Genomic DNA, 20,341 nt, shown 5'->3' with positions numbered 1-20,341 from the left:
ATGGCTGATAGCTCTCAGAGCTTGCCGGCGATGTAGCGCGTCAGCGTGGCGCGCGCGCCATTCGCCCACAACACGTTGAGCGCATGGCCGAAGGCCACGACAAAGGCCGTGGCGCGGCCGACATCGCCATAGATGTCCTCCATGGCGAGCCACGCCGCCGGAGCGTCCTTTGCCGCTTTTGCCGTCGCTTGCAGCCGGTCCCAGCTCGGGTCGTTGGGTTCGATGACGGCGCCGCTGTCTGACGTGCCGAAGCAGTAACGGCACCAGAGTGCGGATTCCAGCGCCAGGCCGGCGACACTCTTTCCCGCCTTCAAGCGGTCGGCGATGGTCGGGATGATGAATTTCGGCTGGCGGTTGGAGCCGTCGAGGCAGAGCCGGCGGATGGTGTCGCCGATCTTGGGATTGGAGAAGCGCTTCTCGATGAGCTGGTAATAGTCCTCCAATATTGTGTCCGGCACCGGCGGCACGGTCGGGATGATCTCGTCATGCTCGAGCCTATCGAGAAAGCCGCGCACCAGCGGCTCCTGCATCGCTTCATGGACGAAATGGATATCCATCAACCCGGCCGGATAGGCGATTGTTGCGTGGCCGCCATTGAGGATGCGGATCTTCATCAACTCATAGGGCGCGACGTCCTTGACGAACTGCACGCCGACCTTTTCCAGCGGCGGGCGGCCATCGGTGAAACGGTCCTCCAGCACCCATTGCCGGAACGGCTCGCAGAACACCGGCCAGGCGTCCTCGACGCCAAAATCCTTGGCCAGGATGCCGCGTTCGCGATCGGTGGTGGCAGGCGTAATGCGATCGACCATGCCGTTCGGGAAGGCGACATGCTCGCTGACCCAGTTGGCCAGATCCTCGTCGATCAGCCGTGCCAGACCAATGACGCCGTCGGAGGTGACGTGACCATTGTGGGGGATGTTGTCGCAGGACATCACGGTGAACGGCACGGTGCCCTCGTCGCGGCGGCGCACCAGCCCGGCCAGGATGAGGCCGAACACCGTTTTCGGCGTGGCGCCCGGTTGGGCGTCGGCGACGATGTCGGGATGGGCCGGATTGAAGACGCCCGACGCCGGATCGATGAAATAGCCGCCTTCGGTGATGGTCAATGAGACGATCTTGATCGCCGGATCGGCAAGCCTTTCGATGATGCCGGCCGCATCGCCAGGCATCAGGAAGTCGATCATGGCGCCGGTGACACGGGCGCTCATATGGCCATCATCCTGCTCGACAACCGTGGTCAGCCAGTCCTGCTCCTCCAGCTTGCCGCGGCCGATCTTCTCGCCGTCGAACACGCCTGCGCCGACCAGTGCCCAGTCATGGCCGATGCCCGCATTGAACAGATCGTCGAGATAGACGGCCTGGTGCGAGCGATGGAAATTGCCGACACCGAAATGCACGATGCCGGCCTTCAGCCTGGCACGGTCGTATTTCGGACCCGCGACCTTGGCGGGGAGGTTGGCGAGAGTGGCGGAAGAGAGTTTCACGGTCATCTGTTTACCCTTTGGCCGGGCTTCGGCCTCGTTACTCCGCCTCTCCCCGTCCTCGCGGGAGAGGGTAAGGGACGGCACATGCCTTATGAGGCCGATGCGGCCTCTGATGTTGGCCTCTGCTCCTCGCGGAGGGACGAGAAGCAGAGGCCGGCCCCCCTCAACTCATCCACTGGCCGCCATCGACATTGTAGGTCTGGGCGACGATGTATTCGGCGTCGCTGCTGGCGAGGAAAACCGCCATGCCGGTAAGGTCCTGAGCCGTGCCCATCCGGCCGTAAGGCACTGCCTCGCCGACAAGTTTCTTTTTTTCGCCCTTTGGCCGGTTCTCGTATTTGGCGAACAGCGAATCGACGTGATCCCAGTGCTCGCCATCGACGACGCCAGGCGCGATGGCGTTGACGTTGATGCGGTGTCTGATCAGGTCGAGCCCCGCCGACTGGGTCAGCGATATGACGGCGGCCTTGGTGGCGCAGTAGACGCCGACCAGGGCTTCGCCGCGCCGTCCGGCCTGGCTGGCCATGTTGATGATCCTGCCGCCCTTGCCCCGCGCGATCATCGAATGGGCGGCAGCCTGCAGCATAAACAGCGTGCCGGCGACATTGACGGAGAACAGTTTTTCGTAACTTGCCCGGGATATCTCGACGATAGGCGCGAGGTCGAACAAGGCGGCGTTGTTGATCAAGATGTCGAGGCCGCCGGCCTTGCTCTCCACCGCCTTCACCGCGGCGTCGATGGAGGCCTGGTCCGTGACATCGAGTTTGACGGCATAGGCGTTGGCGCCGATCTCGGCGGCCGTCTTTTGCGCGGCCTCAAGATTGATGTCGGCAATCGCCACCGTGGCGCCTTCGCCGATATAGGCTTCGGCGAAGGCCCTGCCGATGCCACGGGCCGAACCCGTGATCAGCGCCGATTTGCCGGCCAGGCGCATGCTCACATTGCCTTTCCGTCGGCACCGAAGCGATGCAGCTTGGCCTTGTCGGGTGTGAGGTAGATGGTGTCGCCGTGATGGACGGCGAGCTCGCCATCGGCACGCACCGTCAGCGGCCCGACGCCGTCAGCTTGAACGTGCAGGAACGTGTCGGATCCGAGATGCTCGGCGACGCCGACAGTTGCCTTCCATTCGCCCGCCGTGGTCGAGATTTCCATGTGTTCGGGACGGATGCCGATGGTCTTGACGCCATATTTGGCGGCCGGCGCGCCTTCGATGAGGTTCATCTTCGGCGAGCCGATAAAGCCGGCGACGAAGAGGTTCTTTGGTGTCTTGTAGAGCTCCATCGGCGAGCCGACCTGCTCGATATTGCCGGCGTTCAGCACGACGATCTTGTCGGCCATGGTCATGGCTTCGACCTGGTCGTGGGTGACGTAGATCATGGTGGTCTTGAGCTGATGATGCAGTTCGCTGATCTCCAGCCGCATGGTGCCGCGCAGTGCGGCGTCGAGGTTGGACAGCGGCTCGTCGAACAGGAAGGCGGTCGGCTGGCGCACGATGGCGCGGCCGATCGCGACGCGCTGGCGCTGGCCGCCGGAAAGCTGGCCGGGGCGGCGCTCGAGGTAGTTGGTGAGGTTGAGCACCCGCGCCGCGTCTCCCACCTTCTTGTCGATGGTGGCCTTGTCTTCGCCGGCCATCTTCAGGGGAAAGCCGATGTTCTTGGCCACCGTCATGTGCGGATAGAGCGCGTAGGACTGGAACACCATGGCCAGCTTGCGCTTGGCCGGCGCTTCGCCGGTGACGTCACGGCCATCGATGTTGATGGTGCCGCCGCTGGTGTCCTCCAGCCCGGCGATCAGCCGCAGCAGCGTTGACTTGCCGCAACCCGACGGGCCGACGAAGACGACGAACTCGCCATTCTCGATCACCAGGTCGAGGCCGGGGATGATGGACGTCGATCCGAAGGATTTGGAGACGTTCTTGAGCGTGATGTTTCCCATGGTTTCCTCCCCGAGGGGTTATGTCCTGCCGATTGCTTCAGGCAATTCCGTTACTTCACGGCACCAAATGTCAGGCCGCGCACCAGCTGCTTCTGGCTGAACCAGCCCATGATCAGGATCGGCGCGATCGCCAGCGTCGAGGCCGCCGAAAGCTTGGCCCAGAACAGGCCTTGCGGGCTGGAGAACGAACTGATGAAGGCGGTGAGCGGTGCTGCTTCAGTCGTCGTCAGGCGGATTGTCCAGAACGCTTCGTTCCAGGCCAGGATGATGTTGAGCAGCATGGTCGAGGCGATGCCCGGCACCGCCATGGGTGTGAGCACATAGATGATCTCGTTCCACAGCGAAGCCCCGTCCATGCGGGCCGCTTCCAGGATCTCGCCCGGGATTTCGCGGAAATAAGTGTAGAGCATCCACACCACGATCGGCAGGTTGATCAGCATCAGCATGACCATCAGGCCAATGCGGCTGTCGAGCAGTCCGAGATTGCGGAAGATCAGGTAGATCGGGAACAGCACGGCGACCGCGGGCATCATCTTGGTGGACAGCATCCACATCAATATGTCCTTGGTCCGCTTGGTCGGCGAGAAGGCCATCGACCATGCCGCCGGAATGGCGACCAGCAAGGCCAGGATGGTCGAGCCGACCGAGAGCAGCACCGAGTTCAGGAAGAACTTGAAGTAGCCGCTCTGCGCCTGAACCTCGGTATAGCTCTCAAACGTCCCCGACGGGATCATGCTGAAGCCCTGGATGGCTTCCTGCTCCGACTTGAACGAGGTGATGATCGTATAGAGGATCGGGAAGAAGATCAGCAAAGCGACGATCCAAGCCGCAACGGTCGCGATTGTCTTGTGCTGGGTGGTGACTGAGCGTGCCATCGTATCCTCCCTTACTTGTCCAGGTTCTTGCCGACGGCGCGCATGGCGAAGAAGGCAACGATGTTGGCGAGAATGACAGCGATGATGCCGCCGGCGGATGCCTGGCCGATTTTGAACTCCAGCAAGGCCTTCTGGTAGACGAGGAAGGGCAGGTTGGTGGAGGCGTATCCCGGACCGCCATTGGTGGTGACGAGGATCTCGGCATAGACGGAGAGCAGGAAGATCGTCTGGATCAGGATGACGACGGTGATGGCGCGCGACATGTGCGGCAGCGTCAGATAGATGAAGCGGCTGACGAAGCCGGCGCCGTCCATCTCGGCGGCTTCCTTCTGCTCACCGTCGAGCGACTGCAGGGCGGTCAGCAGGATCAGTGTCGCGAAAGGCAGCCATTGCCAGGCGACGATGATGATGATGGCCGTCATCGGATGCTGCCCGAACCAGTCGATCGGCTGTGCCCCGAAGAAGCGCGCTATATCGGCGAAAACGCCATATTGCGGGTGCATGATCATGTTCTTCCAGACCAACGCGGCCACCGGCGGCATGACGAAGAACGGCGAGATGACGAGGATGCGAACGATGCCTTGTCCCCACATCGGCTGATCGATCAAAAGCGCCAGCAGGATGCCGCCGATCACCGTGATCAACAGGACGCTGATCACCAGGGTAAGCGTGTTGAGGATTGACTGCAGGAAGGCCGGGTTGGAATAGAACAGCGCGTAGTTGGAGAGGCCGACAAAGCCATCGCGAACCGGATTGAGCGGATTGTACTGCTGGAAGGAGAACCACAGCGTGAGCGCCAGTGGAACAACCATCCACACCAGCAGCAGGACGACAGAGGGCGCCATCATGAAACGGGCAAGCGAACGGGTCTGCTGAGTAGCCATGACGGTCACCCTTCAATGGTCAGACTGAATTTTCAGAGGCGTTAAAGGCGGCCGCCCGAACTGGGATTCGGGCGGCCGTTGCCGGTCAAGGAGGCGACCGGCATTCGGCACCGGGAGGAGCCTTACTTGATATAACCGCCTTCGGTCATGGTCGCGGTGGCCGCGTCCTGCGCCTGCTTCAGGGCATCGTCGACGCTCGACTGGCCGGCAAGAGCCGCCGAGAAGAGCTGGCCGACAGTGGTGCCAAGGCCCTGGAACTCAGGGATGGCGACGAACTGCACGCCGACATAGGGCACCGGCTTGACGGTCGGATGCGTCGGGTCGGCTGCGTTGATCGAGTCCAATGTCATCTTGGCGAACGGAGCCGCCTTCTGGTAGTCGGCATTGGCGTAGAGCGAGGAGCGCGTGCCGGGAGGAGCATTGGCCCAGCCTTCCTTGGATGCGACGAGCTCGGCATAGTGCTTGCTGGTCGCCCACGAAACGAACTTCTCGGCAGCATCTGCCTTCTGCGTGCCGGCAGGAATGGCCAGCGACCATGCCCACAGCCAGTTGCCGCGCTTGCCGAGCCCATTGTCGGGTGCCAAGGCGTAGCCAACCTTGTCGGCGACGGTCGAGTTCTTCGGGTCCGAAACGAAGGACGCGGCGACGGTGGCGTCGATCCACATGCCGCACTTGCCCTGCTGGAACAGCGCCAGGTTTTCGTTGAAGCCGTTGGAGGACGCACCCTCTGGGCCGTCGGCCTTCATCAGGTCGACATAGAATTGCAGCGTCTTCTTCCATTCGGGCTGGTCGAACTGCGGCTTCCATTTCTCGTCGAACCAGCGCGCGCCGAAGGAGTTCGACATCGCGGTCAGGAAGGCCATGTTCTCGCCCCAGCCGGCCTTGCCACGCAGGCACACGCCGTTCACGCCATTGGCGCGGTCGGTCATCTTGTCGGCGGCCTGGCGGATGAAGTCCCAGGTCGGCGCGTCGGGCATCTTCAACCCGGCCTTGTCCATCAAATCCTTGCGGTACATGACGAAGGAGCTTTCGCCGTAGAAGGGCGCGGCATAGAGTTTGCCGTCGACCGAAAGACCGCCGGCGATGGCCGGGATAATGTCCTTGGCGTCATAGTCGTCGCCGAGCTTGTCGAGCGGCAGAAGCCAGCTCTGCTTGGCCCAGATCGGAACTTCATACGTCCCGATGGTCATCACATCATACTGGCCACCCTTGGTGGCGATGTCGGTGGTGACGCGCTCGCGCAGCACGTTCTCTTCAAGTGTGACCCAGTTGAGCTTGATGTCCGGGTTAGCCTTGGAGAAGTCGTCGGTCAGCTTCTGCATGCGGACCATATCGCCATTGTTGACGGTGGCGATGGTGATGGATTCGGCATGTGCGGCGAACGCGATTGCGCTGGTCGAGCACAAGCCCAGGATGAGCGTGCGAAGTTTCATCAAATTCCTCCCATGAACCAAGATGAGCATTTGCCTTGGCTCTGAGCAATTACTCACTTGCCGTAAATTATGTCAAGCCGGATTCGATGCTGCAGCGCAGCACTCGGCCTTGCCGGCGCACGACGGAGCCATGGAAATTTGGGGCGGCAGGCCGCGCCTGTGCCGGATATCAGGCGAGGGGACAGGAAGGCCTGGAGGCCTGGATCGGGTGAAAAGGGCCTGTCAGCAGGCGATCTCGGCCAGCAACCAGTCGCGAAAGGCGCGGATCTTCGGCACGTTGCGGCGCGCTTCGGGATAGACCAGCCAATAGGCATGGCCGTCGTCGCCGACCAGGTCGAAGGGTTGGATCAGGCGACCTTCGGCGAGTTCGGCCTTGAACAGCGCCCGGGTCAGGATCGCCACGCCATGGCCGGCGATGGCAGCATTGGCCTCATAGGCCTGCGCGCCCATGCTGCTGCCGGGTCGTTTGGCAAGGTCGTGCGCGTGCACGCCGGCGGCGGAAAACCACTCCGTCCACCAGATGTCGCCGGGATCGAGGATCGGCAGCCGCAACAGGTCGGCCGGCTCGTTGACGCCGCCAATGCTCGCCGCGAGCGTGGGGCTCAGCATCGGCGTGAAATCGGCATCGAGCAGTTTGTGCGCCTCCAGGCCCGGCCATTTGCCGCCGCCCGAGCGGATGGCGATATCGGTATCCTCACGCGCGAAATCCGTCAGCCGGCTCGATGTCTCCAGCCGCACGGCAAGCGCCGGATGCGCGAGCTGGAAGGAGCCCAGCCGGTGGGCCAGCCAGTTCGAGGCAAAGGTCAGCACCGTGGTGACGCACAACAGCCCGTCCGCGCCGCCGCGCGCCGCGGCATAGGCCTGGCCAAGAATGGCAAAGGCCTCGCTGACCGCCGGCGCCAGCCGTTGGCCGGCTTCGGTCAACTCGATCTGCCGCGGCCGGCGCAGGAACAGCGGTGAGCCGACACGCTCTTCCAGCACCTTGATCTGATAGCTGACGGCAGCCTGTGTCATGCCGAGTTCCACGGCGGCCTTGGTGAAGGAAAGGTGGCGCGCCACCGCGTCGAAGACCCTGATCGCCTGTAGCGGCGGGAGTTGGGAAACCTGTCGCGAGCTCAGATCGGGCATAAGGCCTCCTTATGGGTCCTTATCGACGTTCGATTGGCAAACCTGGCCGGCGAGACCGACATTCAGTGTCAACCCGTCATTCGGGTTCAGGATAGCGAAGGTTCACGATCATGACCATGGCGCAGCAAAAATGTACTCCCGCTCCGGATCACCGCTGGATTTCGTGGCTAACGGACGGATTCGGCTGGTTCGCGATCAGGAAAAGGGCGCATCTCGACATTAGGGACCTGTCGCCGCATCTGCAGCGCGACGTCGGTTTCCTCGATGGCAACGACCCCTTTGGCAGGCACAGATAGACTTGTTGGCTTTGTCGCAAAGCAGCGGTCGCGGCCGCATTCGGCAAGCGACGACGATTCCCGGTCACATGCTGGCCAGCAGGGCGGTGGCCGTCCGCTCATCGGTGATGAGGCCATTGACCAGCCGGCGATTCACGGCCGCCAGGATCCCCGGCAGCTTGCGCTCGCCCATGGCCAGCGCAATGACCAGTGACTTTTCGCGCGACGGCAGCGACGCCGACGACACCCGGTCATTGGTGATGCCCTCGATCATGCGGCCTTCCCTGTCGAACACCCAGCCGACGATCTCGGCGATGCCGCCTGCCTTCTGCAAGGCTTTCAGCTCGCTTTCCGAAATGAAGCCGTCCTCATAGAGAGGCGCCTTGGGACCGAGGTCGCCGATGCCGATGAAGGTGACGTCGGCTTCCGCCGCCAGCGCCAGCGTCGGCTGGATCATCGGCTGGTTGAGCAGCATCTCGCGCTCCTGCGGCGAGGAGGCGATGACTGGCAGTGGCATCGGGAAGGAGCGCGCCTTGACCCGGTCGGCCATGGTGAAGATGACGTTGTAGAAGGCAGCCGAACCGTCCGGCGAAATGTTGCCGGTCAACGACACCACCTTGTGCTGCGGACATTCCATCGGCGGCAATTGCTCGATCGCCGCCTTCAGCGTGCGCCCGGTGCCAATGCCCATGACGATCGGCGTCGGCGAGCGCAGCCGCCGCTCGATCTCGGCGGCCGCCGCCTCGGCGATGCCGATGGTGGTGGAGGATGAATTGGGATCGCTCGGCACCACCTCGACCAGGTCGAGCGCGAAACGCGATTTCAGCCGGGCCGCGAGATCAAGGCAGTTGGCGATCGGATGGTCGACACGAACCTTGATCAAGCCTTCCGACACAGCCAGCGACACCAGCCGCTGCGCGGTCTGCCGCGAAATGCCGAGCGTGGCGGCGATCTGGTCCTGTGTGTTGCCGGCAACGTAATAAAGCCAGCCGGCGCGCGCCGCGTCGTCCAGCCTGTTGCTGCCGCCATCCTGCCGGGTATTCACGTCCTGCCTCCCAAGGCCGCCGGTCATCAAGGCGGTCCGCTCTTAGTTTCGCAGGGAACAGCAGTCTGCGCAATTGTCAATATCAAGGGCAATTGATCGCAACTGCGAGATTGAGATTGCCGCGCCGATAATCTCTGATCGCTGAAAGCAAAGCGGCTTTGGTTCCGGTCGCAGCCATCTTCTGTGATCCCGACGGTTTATCTCCCGGCGCAAACCCTTTAAGGGGATCGCAAAAGGAGCGCTGCATGACACCGAAGGCGGTTTTCTGGGACATGGACGGAACGCTGGTCGACAGCGAGCCGCTGCACGAAGCGGCCCTGGTGGCGGCGATGCGCAATGTCGGTCTCAAGCCGCCCGCCGACCTGCATGAGCGCGTGCTCGGCGTCGCCGCCTGGCCGGTCTACGAGATGATGCGCAACGAATTCGGCCTCGATCTTCCCTTCGACGATTGGATCATGCGCAAATACGAGCATTATCTGCCGCTGGTCGAAGGCCTGAAGCCGCGCCCCGGCGCCATCGAGGTCTTCAACGAATTACGAGCGCTTGGCGTGCAGCAGGCGGTGGTCTCCAATTCGGACCGGATGATCGTCGACGCCAATCTGCGCATGGTCGGCCTCTTCTATCCCGGCATGAAGACGATCAGCCGCAACGATGTGCGCGAAGGCAAGCCGCACGCCGAGCCCTTCCTGCGCGCCGCCTATCTGGCCGATGTCGATCCCGCGCACGCGGTGGCGGTCGACGACAGCTGGCCGGGCGCCATGGCGGGGCTGGCGGCGGGCATGAAGACGATCTTCTGGCCGGAAAAGCCGATGGAAGGACCGCCCGGCGCCATCGTCATCAACAGCGCCGAGGAATTGCGGGCTCAACTCGGTCTTTAATTCCGGTAGACGGGTTCCTGCTCGTCGAGGATCGCCTTGAGCTCGGCGAGATGACGCTCGGCCTGGCCGGGGTAATCATCCATTTCGCTCGCCGCCTTCTCGGCGATCGCGTCGGACAGCGTGCGCAGCGGGCGGCCGGTCCACAGCGCCTTGATGTAGGTCTCGGCGGCGCGCTCGAAATAGAACATGCGGTTGAAGGCATCGGCGACCGTGTCGCCGATGACCATCACACCGTGATTGCCCATCACCATCACCTTGACCTTGGGATCGGTGAGAAGCTGCGAGCAGCGCTCGCCCTCTTCCTCGAAGGCCAGCCCGCCATAATGGGCGTCGACGACATGACGGTTGAAGAACATCGCCGAATTCTGGTCGATCGGCGGCAGTGTCGAGTCGGCGAGCGACGCCAGCACCGTGGCATGGATCGAATGCACATGCATGACGCAGCGCGCATGCGGCACGTTGCGGTGAATGGCGCCGTGCAGGCCCCAGGCGGTCGGATCGGGCGCGTTGGGGCCGGTCAGCGTTTCGGGACCGTTGGCGTCAATCAGCAGCAGGTCGCTCGCCTTGATGCGCGAGAAATGCACCTGGTTGGGGTTCATCAGGAACTGCGTGCCGTCCTCGTTGACCGCCAGCGAGAAATGATTGGCCACCGCCTCATGCATGTTGAGCCGTGCCGTCCAGCGGAAGGCCGCGGCGAGATCGACGCGCTCTTCATAGTAGGGCAGGTTGGTCAGCGTTTCTTTCTGCAGGCGGGCAATGCTCATCGAAAATCCTCCGGTTTTGGCCAGAATGCCGTGACCTGCGGCCGCCGGCAACGGGTTTCGGTTGGTGCAGGGAGAGCTTCTTGTCTGTCAGGCGGCCGTGCTGGCGGCAGTGACGGCCCTGAGCCCACCATGCTCGACGATGAAGTCGATGACCTCCTGCAGCCCCTTGCTACGTGAAAGATCGGTGAAGCCGAACGGCCGCCTGCCGCGCATGCGGCCGGCGTCGCTCTCCATGACGTCGAGGTTGACGTTCACATAGGGCGCCAGGTCGCTCTTGTTGATGATCAGGAAATCGGAGCGGGTGATCGCCGGACCGCCCTTGCGCGGGATTTCCTCGCCCTGGCAGACCGAGATGACATAGAGCGTCAGGTCGGCGAGATCAGGCGAGAAGGTGGCGGCAAGGTTGTCGCCGCCGGATTCGATGAAGATGATATCGAGATCGGGGAATTTCCGGTTGAGTTCGGCGATCGCCTGCAAATTGATCGAGGCGTCCTCGCGAATGGCGGTATGCGGGCAGCCGCCGGTCTCGACGCCGACGATGCGGTCCTCCGGCAGCGCCTGCAGCCGGGCCAGCATCATGGCGTCTTCCCTGGTGTAGATATCGTTGGTGACGACCGCGATCGAGAATTCGTCGCGCAGCGCCTTGCAGAGTTTTTCGGTGAGCGTCGTCTTGCCGGAACCGACAGGGCCACCAATGCCGATGCGAAGAGGGCCGTTAGCTTGAGTCATGTCGGGAACTCCATGATGGCGAGGATGGCGAAGCCGAGCCCGACCAACAGGCAGAGCGGCGAATAATAACTGGTATCGAGCCGGGCGAAAGGCTGCTCGGGCGCTAGCCGCCGCCACCACGGCGTGAAGCCGGCAATGCCGCGCCCCAGGAACACCAGCCCGATCAGCAGCGCGGTGGCGGCAAGGCCCTCCCTGGGGAAGGGCGAGGCAAAGAAGCCGATGAGCGCCAGCGGCCAGAGCGTTGCCAGGCCAAGACAGGCGGCAACGGCGAAACTGGCGAACGGCGTCGGCATTTCATCAACGCCGCGAAAGCCGACGACCGCGCGGGCGCAAGACGCGCCATCCGTACCAGGCCAGATGCCGCCAATACCCCAGATAGACATGCAGGGCGGTGATCAGCAGCATGACAATGGACAGCGCGAAGGCGAGGAGGATCATGAGCGGAACAGCCGCGAGTACTGGGTTTCGTGCTTCATCGCCATGACGTCGGAGACGAAAGCACAGCCGCCGAGATCGTCCAATGTCGAATGGGACGCGCGGGCGGCGGTCGCCAAAGCCAGCGGCTCGAAGCCGGCCAGAAGTGTGGTGGCCTCGCTCTGTCCGAGGACACTGAGCCTGATCGCCGCCTGGACGAGATTGGAGAAGAAGGCTTGCAGGAAGGCGGCCAGCGCGTCCTGCAACGCAATACCGTTGCCGCCGGCAAAGGCGCCGACGGCGACGCAATAGGCGCATTCGGCCGGCAAGCGCTCCAGCACCGGATTGGGCCAGGCGGCGGCAGCCTTGAGGAAGGCGGCGCCTTGCAGCATGGTCTCGGTGTGGCGTTCCCGCGAGCCTGCGAGCGCCTCGGCCAGTGCGGCGACGTCGTTGAGATCGCCGACGTGGCGTGCACTGCGCCAGCTCTCGGCAAACAGCACCGCATCGTTCCAGCCCGAACCCATTTCAACCAGCGTTTCCAACCAACCGGCGAGGCTGGCAGCATCGGTCACCAAGCCGTCATGCACCGCGCGTTCGAGACCATGGCTATAGGCAAAGCCGCCGACTGGGAAGGCCGGCGACAGCCACGCCATTAGCCGCAGCAGGGCGGTGTTCGAAGGCTGGTCAGTCATGATCGTGGTGGTGGCCGGCGTGCGAATGGGAATGCGATTCGCTTTGGGAGTGTGCCTCACCGTGGCTATGCGCATGCGCCTCGGCATGGCTGTGACCGTGATCGTGACCATGTCCGCCGCCATGGCCGGAATAGGCGCCGCGTACCGGCTTGAACGGTTCGGAAACCTCGCGCACCGTGGCGCCAAGCCCCTCCAGCATCGCCTTGATGACGTGGTCGCGCAGGATGACGATGCGATCCGCCTCGATGCCCGCGGCGAGATGGCGGTTGCCGATATGCCAGGCAAGTTCGGTCAGATGCACGCCGTTGCGGGCGCGGATGTCATAGACCTCTTCCGGCGCGGCAACGATCTCGACATGACGGCCATCCTCGAGCACCAGACGGTCGCCATCGTTCAAGGCAACGGGTTCGGGCAGGTCGACCAGCACCTTGCTGCCGTCGGACAATTCGATGGCGCGGCGGCGCAGATGCCGCTCGTCATGAGGGAGCACCGCTTGGCCGGAGGGCGCTGTGGATCCCACAATGCCAGCCGGCAGCACGGAGACGGCGCGCGGGAATTTGGTGAAGTCGGTGTTGAGGTTGAGTTTCATTTCAGGGAGCCTCCGTTGGCTTGCGCCCTCGCACGGGCGGGCCGCGCCAGAACGCGGTCGAAATAGGCGTTGACGCGCTCGGACTCGATCGGGAATTTTCCGGCCCGGGCCCAACTGCCCATGTCGCCGAGCAGTACGTCGACGGCGGAAAACCGCTCACCAAGCGCAAACGTTTTGTCGCCAAGCCGGCGGTCCAGCGCCTTGGCTTCCGAGGCGAAATCATAGGCCGCAGCGGGACCGACATCGACCCGCACTTCCCTGGGCAGCAGGAAACGGTGGCGCAATTTGTTCCACAGCGGCGCCTCGAACTCGCTCTGGGCAAAATGCATCCAGGAATCCATCTCGGCACGGCCGGCGACACCCGGATTGGCGCCCATGCCTTTGTCGGCGTGCTTGTCGGCGAGATAGACGCAGATCGCCGCCGAATCCGTCACCGTCAGCTCGCCGTCGATCAGGATCGGCACCTTGCCCGACGGGTTGAGCGCATAGGCTTCCGGCGAGCGCAGTTTCACTTCGACGAATTCATAGGGCTGCCCGAGTTCCTCGAGCATCCAGAGAACGCGGCTGACCCGGGATCCGCGCGATCCGATGGCCTTATACATGGTTGAAACCTGCCTTTCGCTGGACTCTAGACCATCCGCTATAGTCATACGATCGTGTCGAAGAGCCGCAGGATGAACGATATCTGATAGATCAGCGTGCCGGCGACGAAGGCGATGTGAAACCGGCGGTCGCGCACCAGGATGGCGGCAATGCACAGCGCGACGAAGACCGGGGTGCGAAACAGATATTCGTTGCCATAGCGGGCAAAGTGCTCGGGCCCCTTCAGCAGCGTGTCGACCACGTCGAGCAGATAGGTCGTCGCCAGCAGGCCGAAAAACCAGGCGCGGCGCGAATAGAAGAAATCCTCGTAGCTGGTGTAGTCGAGCATCGAATCCGGAAACAGCAGCGCACAGAGCAGGAACAGCGTGATCGCGTAGAAGATGAGGAACAAATACTTGCCGAAGGTCCACGTCTCGATGGCGTAGAGGCCGGCGACGCCAAGCCCGATCACCATGCCCATGACGATGCGGATATGCGGGAAAATGTCGTGAGGAGAGGCGATTTCGCTGGCCATGCCCTAGTCGCGAATGAGTTGATCCGGCAACCAAGGCGCGCCAGGGAAAAATTCCTGATTGAGCACGTCGGCAATTTGATAAGGACAATCGACGGGGAAATTCCTTTCGGGCATACCCGTTTCGTCAATCGCTTTCAGTCGGGCAAACTCGAATTCGCCAGAAAGCTGCGTTCCCAGATAGGTCTTGAGGCTTGGACTTTCGTCGATCAGCTTCTTGATCTGATACCGCTGCTCTCGAATGGTGAGCAACCAACCTGCCTTGCGTCGTTCCGCCTGGAACTGCCACTTCAGCAGATGCAAAAGCAGCGTGCCAAGTCTGTTCGCAATCTCCCTCTTGTCACTCCGCCCCAAACTCTCGATCTCCTCGGCAAGATTCTCGCGATCGAGGTCGGAAAGACGACCTTCGCGCAGTAGCGCGCCCTGTTCGGCGCACCACTGAGCATAGTCTGTCTCGATGGGTGTAGACTTATGCCGCCGCTGTATCTGAATCTTGTTCATGGTCGCATAATGCGCCGTTTTCGATCCCAAGCCAATCGCTACCCGCCAATCACCATTCGCATCAAAACAGAAAATACCGCTGCGCCATCGGCAATACCGTAGCCGGCTCGCAGGTGAGCAATTCACCGTCAGCACGGACTTCGTATGTTTCGGGATCGACCTCGACATGCGGCGTGGCGTCGTTGAGCACCATTGAATGCTTGCCAATGCCGCCGCGAGTGTTTTCGACGGCGACGAACTGCTTGTCGACGCCAAGCCTGCCATGCAGGCCCGCTTCCAGTGCGGCCTTGGAAACAAACGTCACCGACGAGTTGGTCCTGGCCTTGCCATAGGCGCCGAACATCGGCCGGTAATGCATGGGCTGCGGCGTCGGGATCGAGGCGTTGGGGTCGCCCATCGGGGCGGCGGCGATCATGCCGCCGATCAGCACCATGTCCGGTTTCACACCGAAAAAGGCCGGGTTCCACAACACCAGGTCTGCGCGTTTGCCGACCGCGATCGAGCCGATGTCTTTCGACAGCCCATGCGCGATGGCCGGATTGATGGTGTATTTGGCGATGTAGCGGCGGACGCGGAAATTGTCGTTGTTGCCGGTTTCCTGCGGCAGCGAGCCGCGCTGGCGCTTCATCTTGTCGGCGGTCTGCCAGGTGCGGATCGCCACCTCGCCGACACGGCCCATGGCCTGACTGTCCGACGAGATGATCGAGAAGGCGCCGATGTCGTGCAGGATGTCCTCGGCAGCGATCGTCTCCTTGCGGATGCGGCTTTCGGCAAAGGCGATGTCCTCGGGGATCGACGGCGACAGATGGTGGCAGACCATCAGCATGTCGAGATGCTCGGCCAGCGTGTTGACGGTGTAGGGTCGCGTCGGATTGGTCGACGACGGGATGACGTTGGGCAGGCCGCAGACCTTGATGATATCGGGTGCATGGCCGCCGCCGGCGCCTTCGGTGTGGAAGGCATGGATGGTGCGGCCCTTGATCGCCGCCACCGTGTTCTCGACGAAGCCGGATTCATTCAGCGTATCGGTGTGGATCATCACCTGCACATCGTACTCGTCGGCGACCGACAGGCAGCAGTCGATGGCCGCCGGCGTCGTGCCCCAATCCTCATGCAGCTTCAGCGAGCAGGCGCCACCCAGCACCATTTCCTCCAATGCGGCAGGCAGAGAAGCATTGCCCTTGCCCGACAGGCCGATGTTCATCGGGAAGGCATCGAAGGACTGGATCATCCGGGCCATGTGCCATGGCCCCGGCGTGCAGGTGGTGGCCAGCGTGCCATGCGCCGGGCCGGTGCCGCCACCGAGCATGGTGGTGATGCCGCTCATCAGCGCCTCTTCGATCTGCTGCGGGCAGATGAAGTGGATATGCGCGTCGAAGCCGCCAGCGGTGAGGATCTTGCCTTCGCCGGCGATGATTTCGGTGCCTGGGCCGATGATGATGGTGACGCCATCTTGCATGTCCGGATTGCCGGCCTTGCCAATCGCGGCGATGCGGCCATCCCTGAGGCCGATATCGGCCTTGAAGATACCGGCGCTGGCGTCGACCACCAGGGCGTTGGTGATGACGGTATCGACCGCGCCCTGGGCGCGGGACACCTGGCTTTGGCCCATGCCGTCTCTGATCACCTTGCCGCCGCCGAATTTTACCTCTTCACCGTGAATGGTGAGGTCCTTTTCAACCTCGATGAAGAGTTCGGTGTCGGCCAACCGGACCTTATCGCCGACGGTCGGGCCGTACATCTGGGCGTAGGCGGCGCGGGTGATTCTGGCCATCAGCGATTGCTCCCGAAATGCGATGTGGTTGAGCTGCACATTGCCGCCATCCAATGGTCACGCAATGACCCGCTGGGTGACACCTTCTGATCCCATTTGGCGGTTGAGGTTGACAGGTCACCCCGAAACGACCGTTTGCCAAATCGATGGAAGGAAAATCCATGCGCAAAACGATAATTCTTGCAGCCGCTGCCAGCCTGATGCTGGCCGGTGCCGCCAGTGCCCAGCAGCAACCTGCTCCGGCCACGCCTGCCCCCGCTCCAACCACGCCCGCCCCCGGCGCTCAGCAGGCCGCGCCGGCGATCCAGAGTGTCAACATTGTCGACATCACCGAGCTGCCAAAGGACACCCAGACGCAGGTCAATCAGGTCATCGCCCAGCGTGGCGATGAAGGCCTGCAGAAGCTGCGCAGTTCGATCGACGCCACCCCCAAGGTGAAGTCCGCCCTCAAGGCCAAGGGAATGACCTCGGCGCAAGTGGTCGCGGCCAGCATGGAGCCCAACGGCGCGCTGACCCTGATCACCAAGAAGGCCAGCTGACAAAACGGTGCGGCGGGCCGCTATCCGGTCCGCCGGCCGTATCGCGAAGGGAACCGTGGCAGGGCTGGAGTCGTTTCGCTTCCTGATTGTTGAAACAGGCTGTGAAAGCGAACGATGACTCTCACCACTTTGCCCGATGCCCGATGGCTGCATGCCATTGCGGCGGCTGCATTCCTGGCCGCGAGCTTGCCCCAGGCCGCGCTGAATGCGCAGGGCCTTGAAAGTCCGGAGACCGTCGACCGCATCGTCGGCTCGCAAATCAACGAGGAACAGGCCAAGACAACAGCCGAAATCGGAAAAGTCAGTTCGGCGATCGACCGTACGCGTGACAACATCAGCACGGTGCGCAAGACGTCCAAGCTCGACAAGGTCGATATCGTGTTCCTGACCGACTCGGCGCGCAGCGAAGGCGGTCCGCCGGCAATCATCCAGAACAAGGTCCGGCAGCATCGGGACGATGTCGCCGAATTGCGCAAGGAGATCGAGGCCAACGCCCTTCTCTTCAACGCCATCGATTCGCGGCGCGTGGCTGCGCAGGACATTCTCGCCGTCGAGTTCGACGACCCCGGAAAGATCATCATCTATGCGGCCGCCAAGCCGTCGAACTAGAGCAATTCCAGGAAAAGTGTGAAGCGGTTTTCCCGGGAAAAGCGCATGGCGCTTTCCCTTGGGAATTGCGTCAAAGCAAAGAGATAGAGCACCGCCTGCTTTCATGCTTGCTGTCTTTGCACGCCAGGCATGAGACGCCACCGGTCTCACAGCTTGCCCATCACCTTCTGCTGGAAGCCATAGACTTCGCGCTTGCCGCCAAGCGGCACCAGCGTGACGTCGCGTTCCTGTCCCGGTTCGAAGCGCATGGCGGTGCCGGCGGCGATGTCGAGGCGCATGCCGCGCGCCTGTTCGCGGTCGAATCTCAGCCCCTCATTGGTTTCGAAGAAATGGTAATGGCTGCCGACCTGGATCGGCCGGTCGCCACTGTTGGCGACTTTCAGGGTGACGGTCGGCAGGCCCTTGTTGAGCTCGATGTCGCCTTGAACGGGGATGATTTCACCGGGGATCATCTGAGATCACACGACGCCGAAGGCGAGGCCGACGCCGATCGCCGCGCAGGCCGCGCCCGCGACACGCGCCAGACCACGGAACCTGAGACCGAGGCTCAGGCCGGCGGCGATGCCCGTGGCATGAAGCAGCGCGGTGGTGACGGCAAAGCCGGCCATGTACTCAAGGCCGCCGGCATTTTCCGGCACTTCGGTGCCATGGGCGTGACCGTGGAACAGCGCGAACAGGCCGATAATGGCGACACCGGCCGAGACGGGCAGATCGATGGCCAGCGCCACCAGCAGGCCAAGCGCCACGACGGAGGCCAGTATGCCAGGCTCGACGAAGGGCACCGGCACATGCGCCATGCCAAGGGCCGCGCCGCCCAGCATGACGCCGACAAAAGCCGCCGGCCACGCCCAGATCGCCCTGCCGCCCTTGAGCGCCGCCCACAGGCCAACGGCGATCATCACGGTCATATGATCAAGGCCAGACAAGGGGTGCATGAAGCCGGCGGTGAAGGACGACGTCGTACCGATGCCGACATGGGCGTAGGCGGGCATGGCCGCGGCCAGAAACAGGATCGCCGAGAGAGACAGTCGTTTGGCAGGGATCATTTCTATTTGCCTTCCGTTTCCAGTGTCACGGTATTCACGCGGCTTTGCGCGGGCCGCAGCCCTCGGCCTTGAGGACGCGCTTGATCGAAGCCGGATATTTTTTCAGCATCGCGGCGGGACAGATCGGCCGTGCCGAAAAATTGCCACCGCAATTGGGGCAGACGCCATCCAGCACGTGTTCCACGCAATCGGCGCAGAAGGTGCACTCGAAGGTGCAGATCAGCGCATCCGCCGCCTCGGGCGGCAGGTCCTTGTCGCAGCATTCGCAGTTGGGGCGCAGGTCAAGCATCCCGGTCTCCTCACCTGACGGGCTCGTGCACGGTCACCAGTTTGGTGCCGTCGGGGAAGGTCGCTTCCACCTGCACGTCATGGATCATTTCGGCGATGCCCTCCATCACCTGCGCGCGGGTGACGACATGGGCGCCGGCCTCCATCAATTCGGCCACCGGGCGGCCGTCGCGGGCGCCTTCGACGACAAAGTCGGTGATCAGCGCGATCGCTTCCGGATGGTTGAGCTTGACGCCGCGCTCCAGCCGCTTGCGTGCCACGATCGCCGCCATGGCGATCAGCAGCTTGTCCTTTTCCCTCGGCGTCAGGTTCATGCGGTTTCCAAAGATGAGGCAGACAGAATCACAGTGACCATAATTTGGGCAGTCCCGCCCTTCCGTTGAGCAATCCGACGAGCGGAACCAGCCGCTGGCGCAGTTGGTAGCCGTCCCCGGCGTAAAGCCTCGCAAGAAGCTTGCCAGATGCCTTCACGCTCCAGGCGCTGGCGCCGCCCTGGTCGCCGACGATCTCCCGGACCGGGTCGAGCAAAGCCTCGGCTCGTGGCGACACCAGCAGCAACGTTGCCACCGCGATTGCACCGCCGGCGGTGGCCGCGCGTGCCAGGGCACCAGTGATGTCGGGTCCGATGCGGAAATCCTCGGCATGGATGAGGAAACCATCCTGGCGAACACGCCAGCGGTCGTGAAAAGTGCCTTGCGCGGCGCGTTCGCCCATGGCCAGGCGACCGAAGACCGTGGCCTCCAGCACCAGCGCCTCGGCCCCCGCGGCAAGCTCGACATCCAATGTGCGGGCAAAGGCCGCCCGGTCGAAGACGATGGTTTCCTGCGGCAGCCAGGCGATGCGGCCATTTTCGCCGACGCTCAGCCTGACCCGCACCTGGGCATGGTCGGATGCGGCGCGGTAGACCTTCTCGCAGGCCTGGGTCGTTATCGACGCCGAGGCTTCTATGCCGACATCCACATCCCAGCCGATGCGGTCGCCGCCGGTCAATCCACCGGCGGTGTTGATCAGCACCGCCTCCAGCGGATCGGCCGAAACCGCCGGCAGCCTTATCTTGGCGGAGCCGTCCTGGTAGAGGCGCCGCAGCCGCGTGCGGCCGTCCGCGCTGGCGCAGCCCAGTTGCGCCAGACCCGCGGCGCGCTGGGCCAAAGGGGCCGAAAACTTGGTATATTCGGTCGTATCCACGTCGTCAGGTTAAGCACTGCGGCGGTTTTGTCGATATATAGCTTGTTGCTTGATGGCGTTTCCGTTTCTATAGAGGGAGCCACCTCGGTACGGTCAGGCGATGCTTGGCGGGGGTAGAAGGCGACGATCGCGGCCTGATATCGAGGACAAGAAGGCG

25 protein-coding genes and 1 pseudogene are annotated in these 20,341 nt (G+C 62.9%); 4 read left to right on the top strand and 22 right to left on the bottom strand.

Annotated features, from left to right (window positions below):
* Window positions 1–14: 14 nt before the first annotated feature.
* The 7 genes from AC0V7N_RS03615 to gcvA form a co-directional block, all read right to left on the bottom strand.
* Window positions 15–1,493 carry a mannitol dehydrogenase family protein gene (locus tag AC0V7N_RS03615; protein ID WP_496627709.1) on the bottom strand — a complete coding sequence of 493 codons (1,479 nt, stop codon included), beginning with the start codon at window positions 1,491–1,493 and terminating at the stop codon, window positions 15–17.
* A gap of 157 nt (window positions 1,494–1,650) precedes the next feature.
* On the bottom strand, window positions 1,651–2,421 hold the full coding sequence (locus AC0V7N_RS03610) for an L-iditol 2-dehydrogenase (RefSeq protein WP_475460191.1): 771 nt from the start codon (window positions 2,419–2,421) through the stop codon (window positions 1,651–1,653).
* A 2-nt stretch (window positions 2,422–2,423) separates the two neighbouring features.
* Window positions 2,424–3,422, bottom strand: coding sequence for an ABC transporter ATP-binding protein (locus AC0V7N_RS03605; RefSeq protein WP_475454776.1), 999 nt, complete (start codon window positions 3,420–3,422; stop codon window positions 2,424–2,426).
* 50 nt (window positions 3,423–3,472) lie between these two features.
* Complete coding sequence (locus tag AC0V7N_RS03600) at window positions 3,473–4,297, bottom strand: carbohydrate ABC transporter permease (RefSeq protein WP_475454774.1); 825 nt, start codon at window positions 4,295–4,297, stop codon at window positions 3,473–3,475.
* 11 nt (window positions 4,298–4,308) lie between these two features.
* On the bottom strand, window positions 4,309–5,181 hold the full coding sequence (locus AC0V7N_RS03595; RefSeq protein ID WP_475454772.1) for a carbohydrate ABC transporter permease: 873 nt from the start codon (window positions 5,179–5,181) through the stop codon (window positions 4,309–4,311).
* Between the two features lie 122 nt (window positions 5,182–5,303).
* Window positions 5,304–6,614, bottom strand: a complete 1,311-nt coding sequence (locus tag AC0V7N_RS03590; protein ID WP_475454770.1) for an ABC transporter substrate-binding protein — start codon at window positions 6,612–6,614, stop codon at window positions 5,304–5,306.
* 222 nt (window positions 6,615–6,836) lie between these two features.
* Window positions 6,837–7,742: a transcriptional regulator GcvA gene (gcvA, locus tag AC0V7N_RS03585; protein ID WP_475454768.1), complete on the bottom strand. Its 906-nt coding sequence runs from the start codon at window positions 7,740–7,742 to the stop codon at window positions 6,837–6,839.
* A 110-nt stretch (window positions 7,743–7,852) separates the two neighbouring features.
* Between gcvA and AC0V7N_RS03580 the strand changes: the two genes are divergently transcribed.
* On the top strand, window positions 7,853–8,038 hold the full coding sequence (locus AC0V7N_RS03580; protein WP_095203037.1) for a hypothetical protein: 186 nt from the start codon (window positions 7,853–7,855) through the stop codon (window positions 8,036–8,038).
* Window positions 8,039–8,102: 64 nt separating this feature from the next.
* On the opposite strand, the gene AC0V7N_RS03575 is transcribed toward AC0V7N_RS03580, so the two are convergent.
* Window positions 8,103–9,062 (bottom strand): sugar-binding transcriptional regulator, encoded by a 960-nt coding sequence (locus tag AC0V7N_RS03575; protein ID WP_475454766.1) that lies wholly within the window; start codon window positions 9,060–9,062, stop codon window positions 8,103–8,105.
* 245 nt (window positions 9,063–9,307) lie between these two features.
* Between AC0V7N_RS03575 and AC0V7N_RS03570 the strand changes: the two genes are divergently transcribed.
* Window positions 9,308–9,940, top strand: coding sequence for an HAD family hydrolase (locus AC0V7N_RS03570; RefSeq protein WP_475454764.1), 633 nt, complete (start codon window positions 9,308–9,310; stop codon window positions 9,938–9,940).
* Here the strand turns inward: AC0V7N_RS03570 and AC0V7N_RS03565 are convergent.
* The 9 genes and pseudogenes from AC0V7N_RS03565 to ureC form a co-directional block, all read right to left on the bottom strand.
* Complete coding sequence (locus AC0V7N_RS03565) at window positions 9,937–10,704, bottom strand: class II aldolase/adducin family protein (RefSeq protein ID WP_496627708.1); 768 nt, start codon at window positions 10,702–10,704, stop codon at window positions 9,937–9,939. The genes AC0V7N_RS03570 and AC0V7N_RS03565 overlap by 4 nt on opposite strands.
* Window positions 10,705–10,791: 87 nt before the next feature.
* Window positions 10,792–11,433 carry an urease accessory protein UreG gene (gene ureG / locus AC0V7N_RS03560; protein ID WP_475454760.1) on the bottom strand — a complete coding sequence of 214 codons (642 nt, stop codon included), beginning with the start codon at window positions 11,431–11,433 and terminating at the stop codon, window positions 10,792–10,794.
* Window positions 11,430–11,871 (bottom strand): annotated as a pseudogene (locus AC0V7N_RS03555) (DUF3995 domain-containing protein). The gene ureG and the pseudogene AC0V7N_RS03555 overlap by 4 nt, the downstream one beginning before the upstream one ends.
* On the bottom strand, window positions 11,868–12,539 hold the full coding sequence (locus AC0V7N_RS03550) for an urease accessory protein UreF (protein ID WP_475454756.1): 672 nt from the start codon (window positions 12,537–12,539) through the stop codon (window positions 11,868–11,870). The pseudogene AC0V7N_RS03555 and the gene AC0V7N_RS03550 overlap by 4 nt, the downstream one beginning before the upstream one ends.
* Window positions 12,532–13,128, bottom strand: coding sequence for an urease accessory protein UreE (locus tag AC0V7N_RS03545; RefSeq protein ID WP_475454754.1), 597 nt, complete (start codon window positions 13,126–13,128; stop codon window positions 12,532–12,534). The genes AC0V7N_RS03550 and AC0V7N_RS03545 overlap by 8 nt, the downstream gene beginning before the upstream one ends.
* Window positions 13,125–13,730, bottom strand: coding sequence for a glutathione S-transferase family protein (locus tag AC0V7N_RS03540; RefSeq protein WP_475454752.1), 606 nt, complete (start codon window positions 13,728–13,730; stop codon window positions 13,125–13,127). Before AC0V7N_RS03540 ends, AC0V7N_RS03545 begins: the two co-directional genes overlap by 4 nt.
* A 44-nt stretch (window positions 13,731–13,774) precedes the next feature.
* Entirely contained in the window at window positions 13,775–14,245 is a 471-nt protein-coding gene (locus tag AC0V7N_RS03535) for a hypothetical protein (protein WP_475454750.1), read from the bottom strand.
* 3 nt (window positions 14,246–14,248) lie between these two features.
* A complete protein-coding gene (locus AC0V7N_RS03530; protein ID WP_496627707.1) occupies window positions 14,249–14,743 on the bottom strand; it encodes a DUF29 family protein in 495 nt (164 codons plus the stop codon).
* 61 nt (window positions 14,744–14,804) lie between these two features.
* Window positions 14,805–16,517 (bottom strand): urease subunit alpha, encoded by a 1,713-nt coding sequence (ureC, locus tag AC0V7N_RS03525; RefSeq protein WP_475454748.1) that lies wholly within the window; start codon window positions 16,515–16,517, stop codon window positions 14,805–14,807.
* Between the two features lie 161 nt (window positions 16,518–16,678).
* Between ureC and AC0V7N_RS03520 the strand changes: the two genes are divergently transcribed.
* Window positions 16,679–17,056, top strand: coding sequence for a hypothetical protein (locus tag AC0V7N_RS03520; RefSeq protein WP_475454746.1), 378 nt, complete (start codon window positions 16,679–16,681; stop codon window positions 17,054–17,056).
* A gap of 114 nt (window positions 17,057–17,170) precedes the next feature.
* Window positions 17,171–17,665, top strand: a complete 495-nt coding sequence (locus AC0V7N_RS03515; RefSeq protein WP_475454744.1) for a hypothetical protein — start codon at window positions 17,171–17,173, stop codon at window positions 17,663–17,665.
* A 146-nt stretch (window positions 17,666–17,811) separates the two neighbouring features.
* Here AC0V7N_RS03515 and AC0V7N_RS03510 read toward each other — a convergent pair whose 3' ends face one another.
* From AC0V7N_RS03510 to AC0V7N_RS03490, 5 genes are read right to left on the bottom strand one after another with little or no spacing between them, the layout of a single operon-like run.
* Window positions 17,812–18,117, bottom strand: coding sequence for an urease subunit beta (locus AC0V7N_RS03510; RefSeq protein ID WP_475454740.1), 306 nt, complete (start codon window positions 18,115–18,117; stop codon window positions 17,812–17,814).
* Between the two features lie 6 nt (window positions 18,118–18,123).
* Complete coding sequence (locus AC0V7N_RS03505) at window positions 18,124–18,711, bottom strand: HupE/UreJ family protein (RefSeq protein WP_475454738.1); 588 nt, start codon at window positions 18,709–18,711, stop codon at window positions 18,124–18,126.
* Between the two features lie 34 nt (window positions 18,712–18,745).
* Window positions 18,746–19,000, bottom strand: a complete 255-nt coding sequence (locus AC0V7N_RS03500; RefSeq protein ID WP_475454736.1) for a DUF1272 domain-containing protein — start codon at window positions 18,998–19,000, stop codon at window positions 18,746–18,748.
* A 10-nt stretch (window positions 19,001–19,010) separates the two neighbouring features.
* Entirely contained in the window at window positions 19,011–19,313 is a 303-nt protein-coding gene (locus AC0V7N_RS03495; protein WP_475454734.1) for an urease subunit gamma, read from the bottom strand.
* A gap of 28 nt (window positions 19,314–19,341) precedes the next feature.
* The gene (locus AC0V7N_RS03490) at window positions 19,342–20,184 is read right to left on the bottom strand and encodes an urease accessory protein UreD (RefSeq protein ID WP_475454732.1); all 843 of its coding nucleotides are present in this window, start codon (window positions 20,182–20,184) and stop codon (window positions 19,342–19,344) included.
* Window positions 20,185–20,341 lie beyond the last annotated feature (157 nt).

Source organism: Mesorhizobium kamtschaticum, from assembly GCF_056174585.1.
Note: the sequence above shows the minus strand (reverse complement) of the source record. Positions and strands in the feature narration are given on the sequence as shown.

Coding starts and splice junctions, on each gene's coding strand:
- AC0V7N_RS03615 (WP_496627709.1), bottom strand. CDS start 1,493: ATGACCGTGAAACTCTCTTCCGCCACTCTCGCCAACCTCCCCGCCAAG.
- AC0V7N_RS03610 (WP_475460191.1), bottom strand. CDS start 2,421: ATGCGCCTGGCCGGCAAATCGGCGCTGATCACGGGTTCGGCCCGTGGC.
- AC0V7N_RS03605 (WP_475454776.1), bottom strand. CDS start 3,422: ATGGGAAACATCACGCTCAAGAACGTCTCCAAATCCTTCGGATCGACG.
- AC0V7N_RS03600 (WP_475454774.1), bottom strand. CDS start 4,297: ATGGCACGCTCAGTCACCACCCAGCACAAGACAATCGCGACCGTTGCG.
- AC0V7N_RS03595 (WP_475454772.1), bottom strand. CDS start 5,181: ATGGCTACTCAGCAGACCCGTTCGCTTGCCCGTTTCATGATGGCGCCC.
- AC0V7N_RS03590 (WP_475454770.1), bottom strand. CDS start 6,614: ATGAAACTTCGCACGCTCATCCTGGGCTTGTGCTCGACCAGCGCAATC.
- gcvA (WP_475454768.1), bottom strand. CDS start 7,742: ATGCCCGATCTGAGCTCGCGACAGGTTTCCCAACTCCCGCCGCTACAG.
- AC0V7N_RS03580 (WP_095203037.1), top strand. CDS start 7,853: ATGACCATGGCGCAGCAAAAATGTACTCCCGCTCCGGATCACCGCTGG.
- AC0V7N_RS03570 (WP_475454764.1), top strand. CDS start 9,308: ATGACACCGAAGGCGGTTTTCTGGGACATGGACGGAACGCTGGTCGAC.
- AC0V7N_RS03565 (WP_496627708.1), bottom strand. CDS start 10,704: ATGAGCATTGCCCGCCTGCAGAAAGAAACGCTGACCAACCTGCCCTAC.
- ureG (WP_475454760.1), bottom strand. CDS start 11,433: ATGACTCAAGCTAACGGCCCTCTTCGCATCGGCATTGGTGGCCCTGTC.
- AC0V7N_RS03550 (WP_475454756.1), bottom strand. CDS start 12,539: ATGACTGACCAGCCTTCGAACACCGCCCTGCTGCGGCTAATGGCGTGG.
- AC0V7N_RS03545 (WP_475454754.1), bottom strand. CDS start 13,128: ATGAAACTCAACCTCAACACCGACTTCACCAAATTCCCGCGCGCCGTC.
- AC0V7N_RS03540 (WP_475454752.1), bottom strand. CDS start 13,730: ATGTATAAGGCCATCGGATCGCGCGGATCCCGGGTCAGCCGCGTTCTC.
- AC0V7N_RS03535 (WP_475454750.1), bottom strand. CDS start 14,245: ATGGCCAGCGAAATCGCCTCTCCTCACGACATTTTCCCGCATATCCGC.
- AC0V7N_RS03530 (WP_496627707.1), bottom strand. CDS start 14,743: ATGAACAAGATTCAGATACAGCGGCGGCATAAGTCTACACCCATCGAG.
- ureC (WP_475454748.1), bottom strand. CDS start 16,517: ATGGCCAGAATCACCCGCGCCGCCTACGCCCAGATGTACGGCCCGACC.
- AC0V7N_RS03520 (WP_475454746.1), top strand. CDS start 16,679: ATGCGCAAAACGATAATTCTTGCAGCCGCTGCCAGCCTGATGCTGGCC.
- AC0V7N_RS03515 (WP_475454744.1), top strand. CDS start 17,171: ATGACTCTCACCACTTTGCCCGATGCCCGATGGCTGCATGCCATTGCG.
- AC0V7N_RS03510 (WP_475454740.1), bottom strand. CDS start 18,117: ATGATCCCCGGTGAAATCATCCCCGTTCAAGGCGACATCGAGCTCAAC.
- AC0V7N_RS03505 (WP_475454738.1), bottom strand. CDS start 18,711: ATGATCCCTGCCAAACGACTGTCTCTCTCGGCGATCCTGTTTCTGGCC.
- AC0V7N_RS03500 (WP_475454736.1), bottom strand. CDS start 19,000: ATGCTTGACCTGCGCCCCAACTGCGAATGCTGCGACAAGGACCTGCCG.
- AC0V7N_RS03495 (WP_475454734.1), bottom strand. CDS start 19,313: ATGAACCTGACGCCGAGGGAAAAGGACAAGCTGCTGATCGCCATGGCG.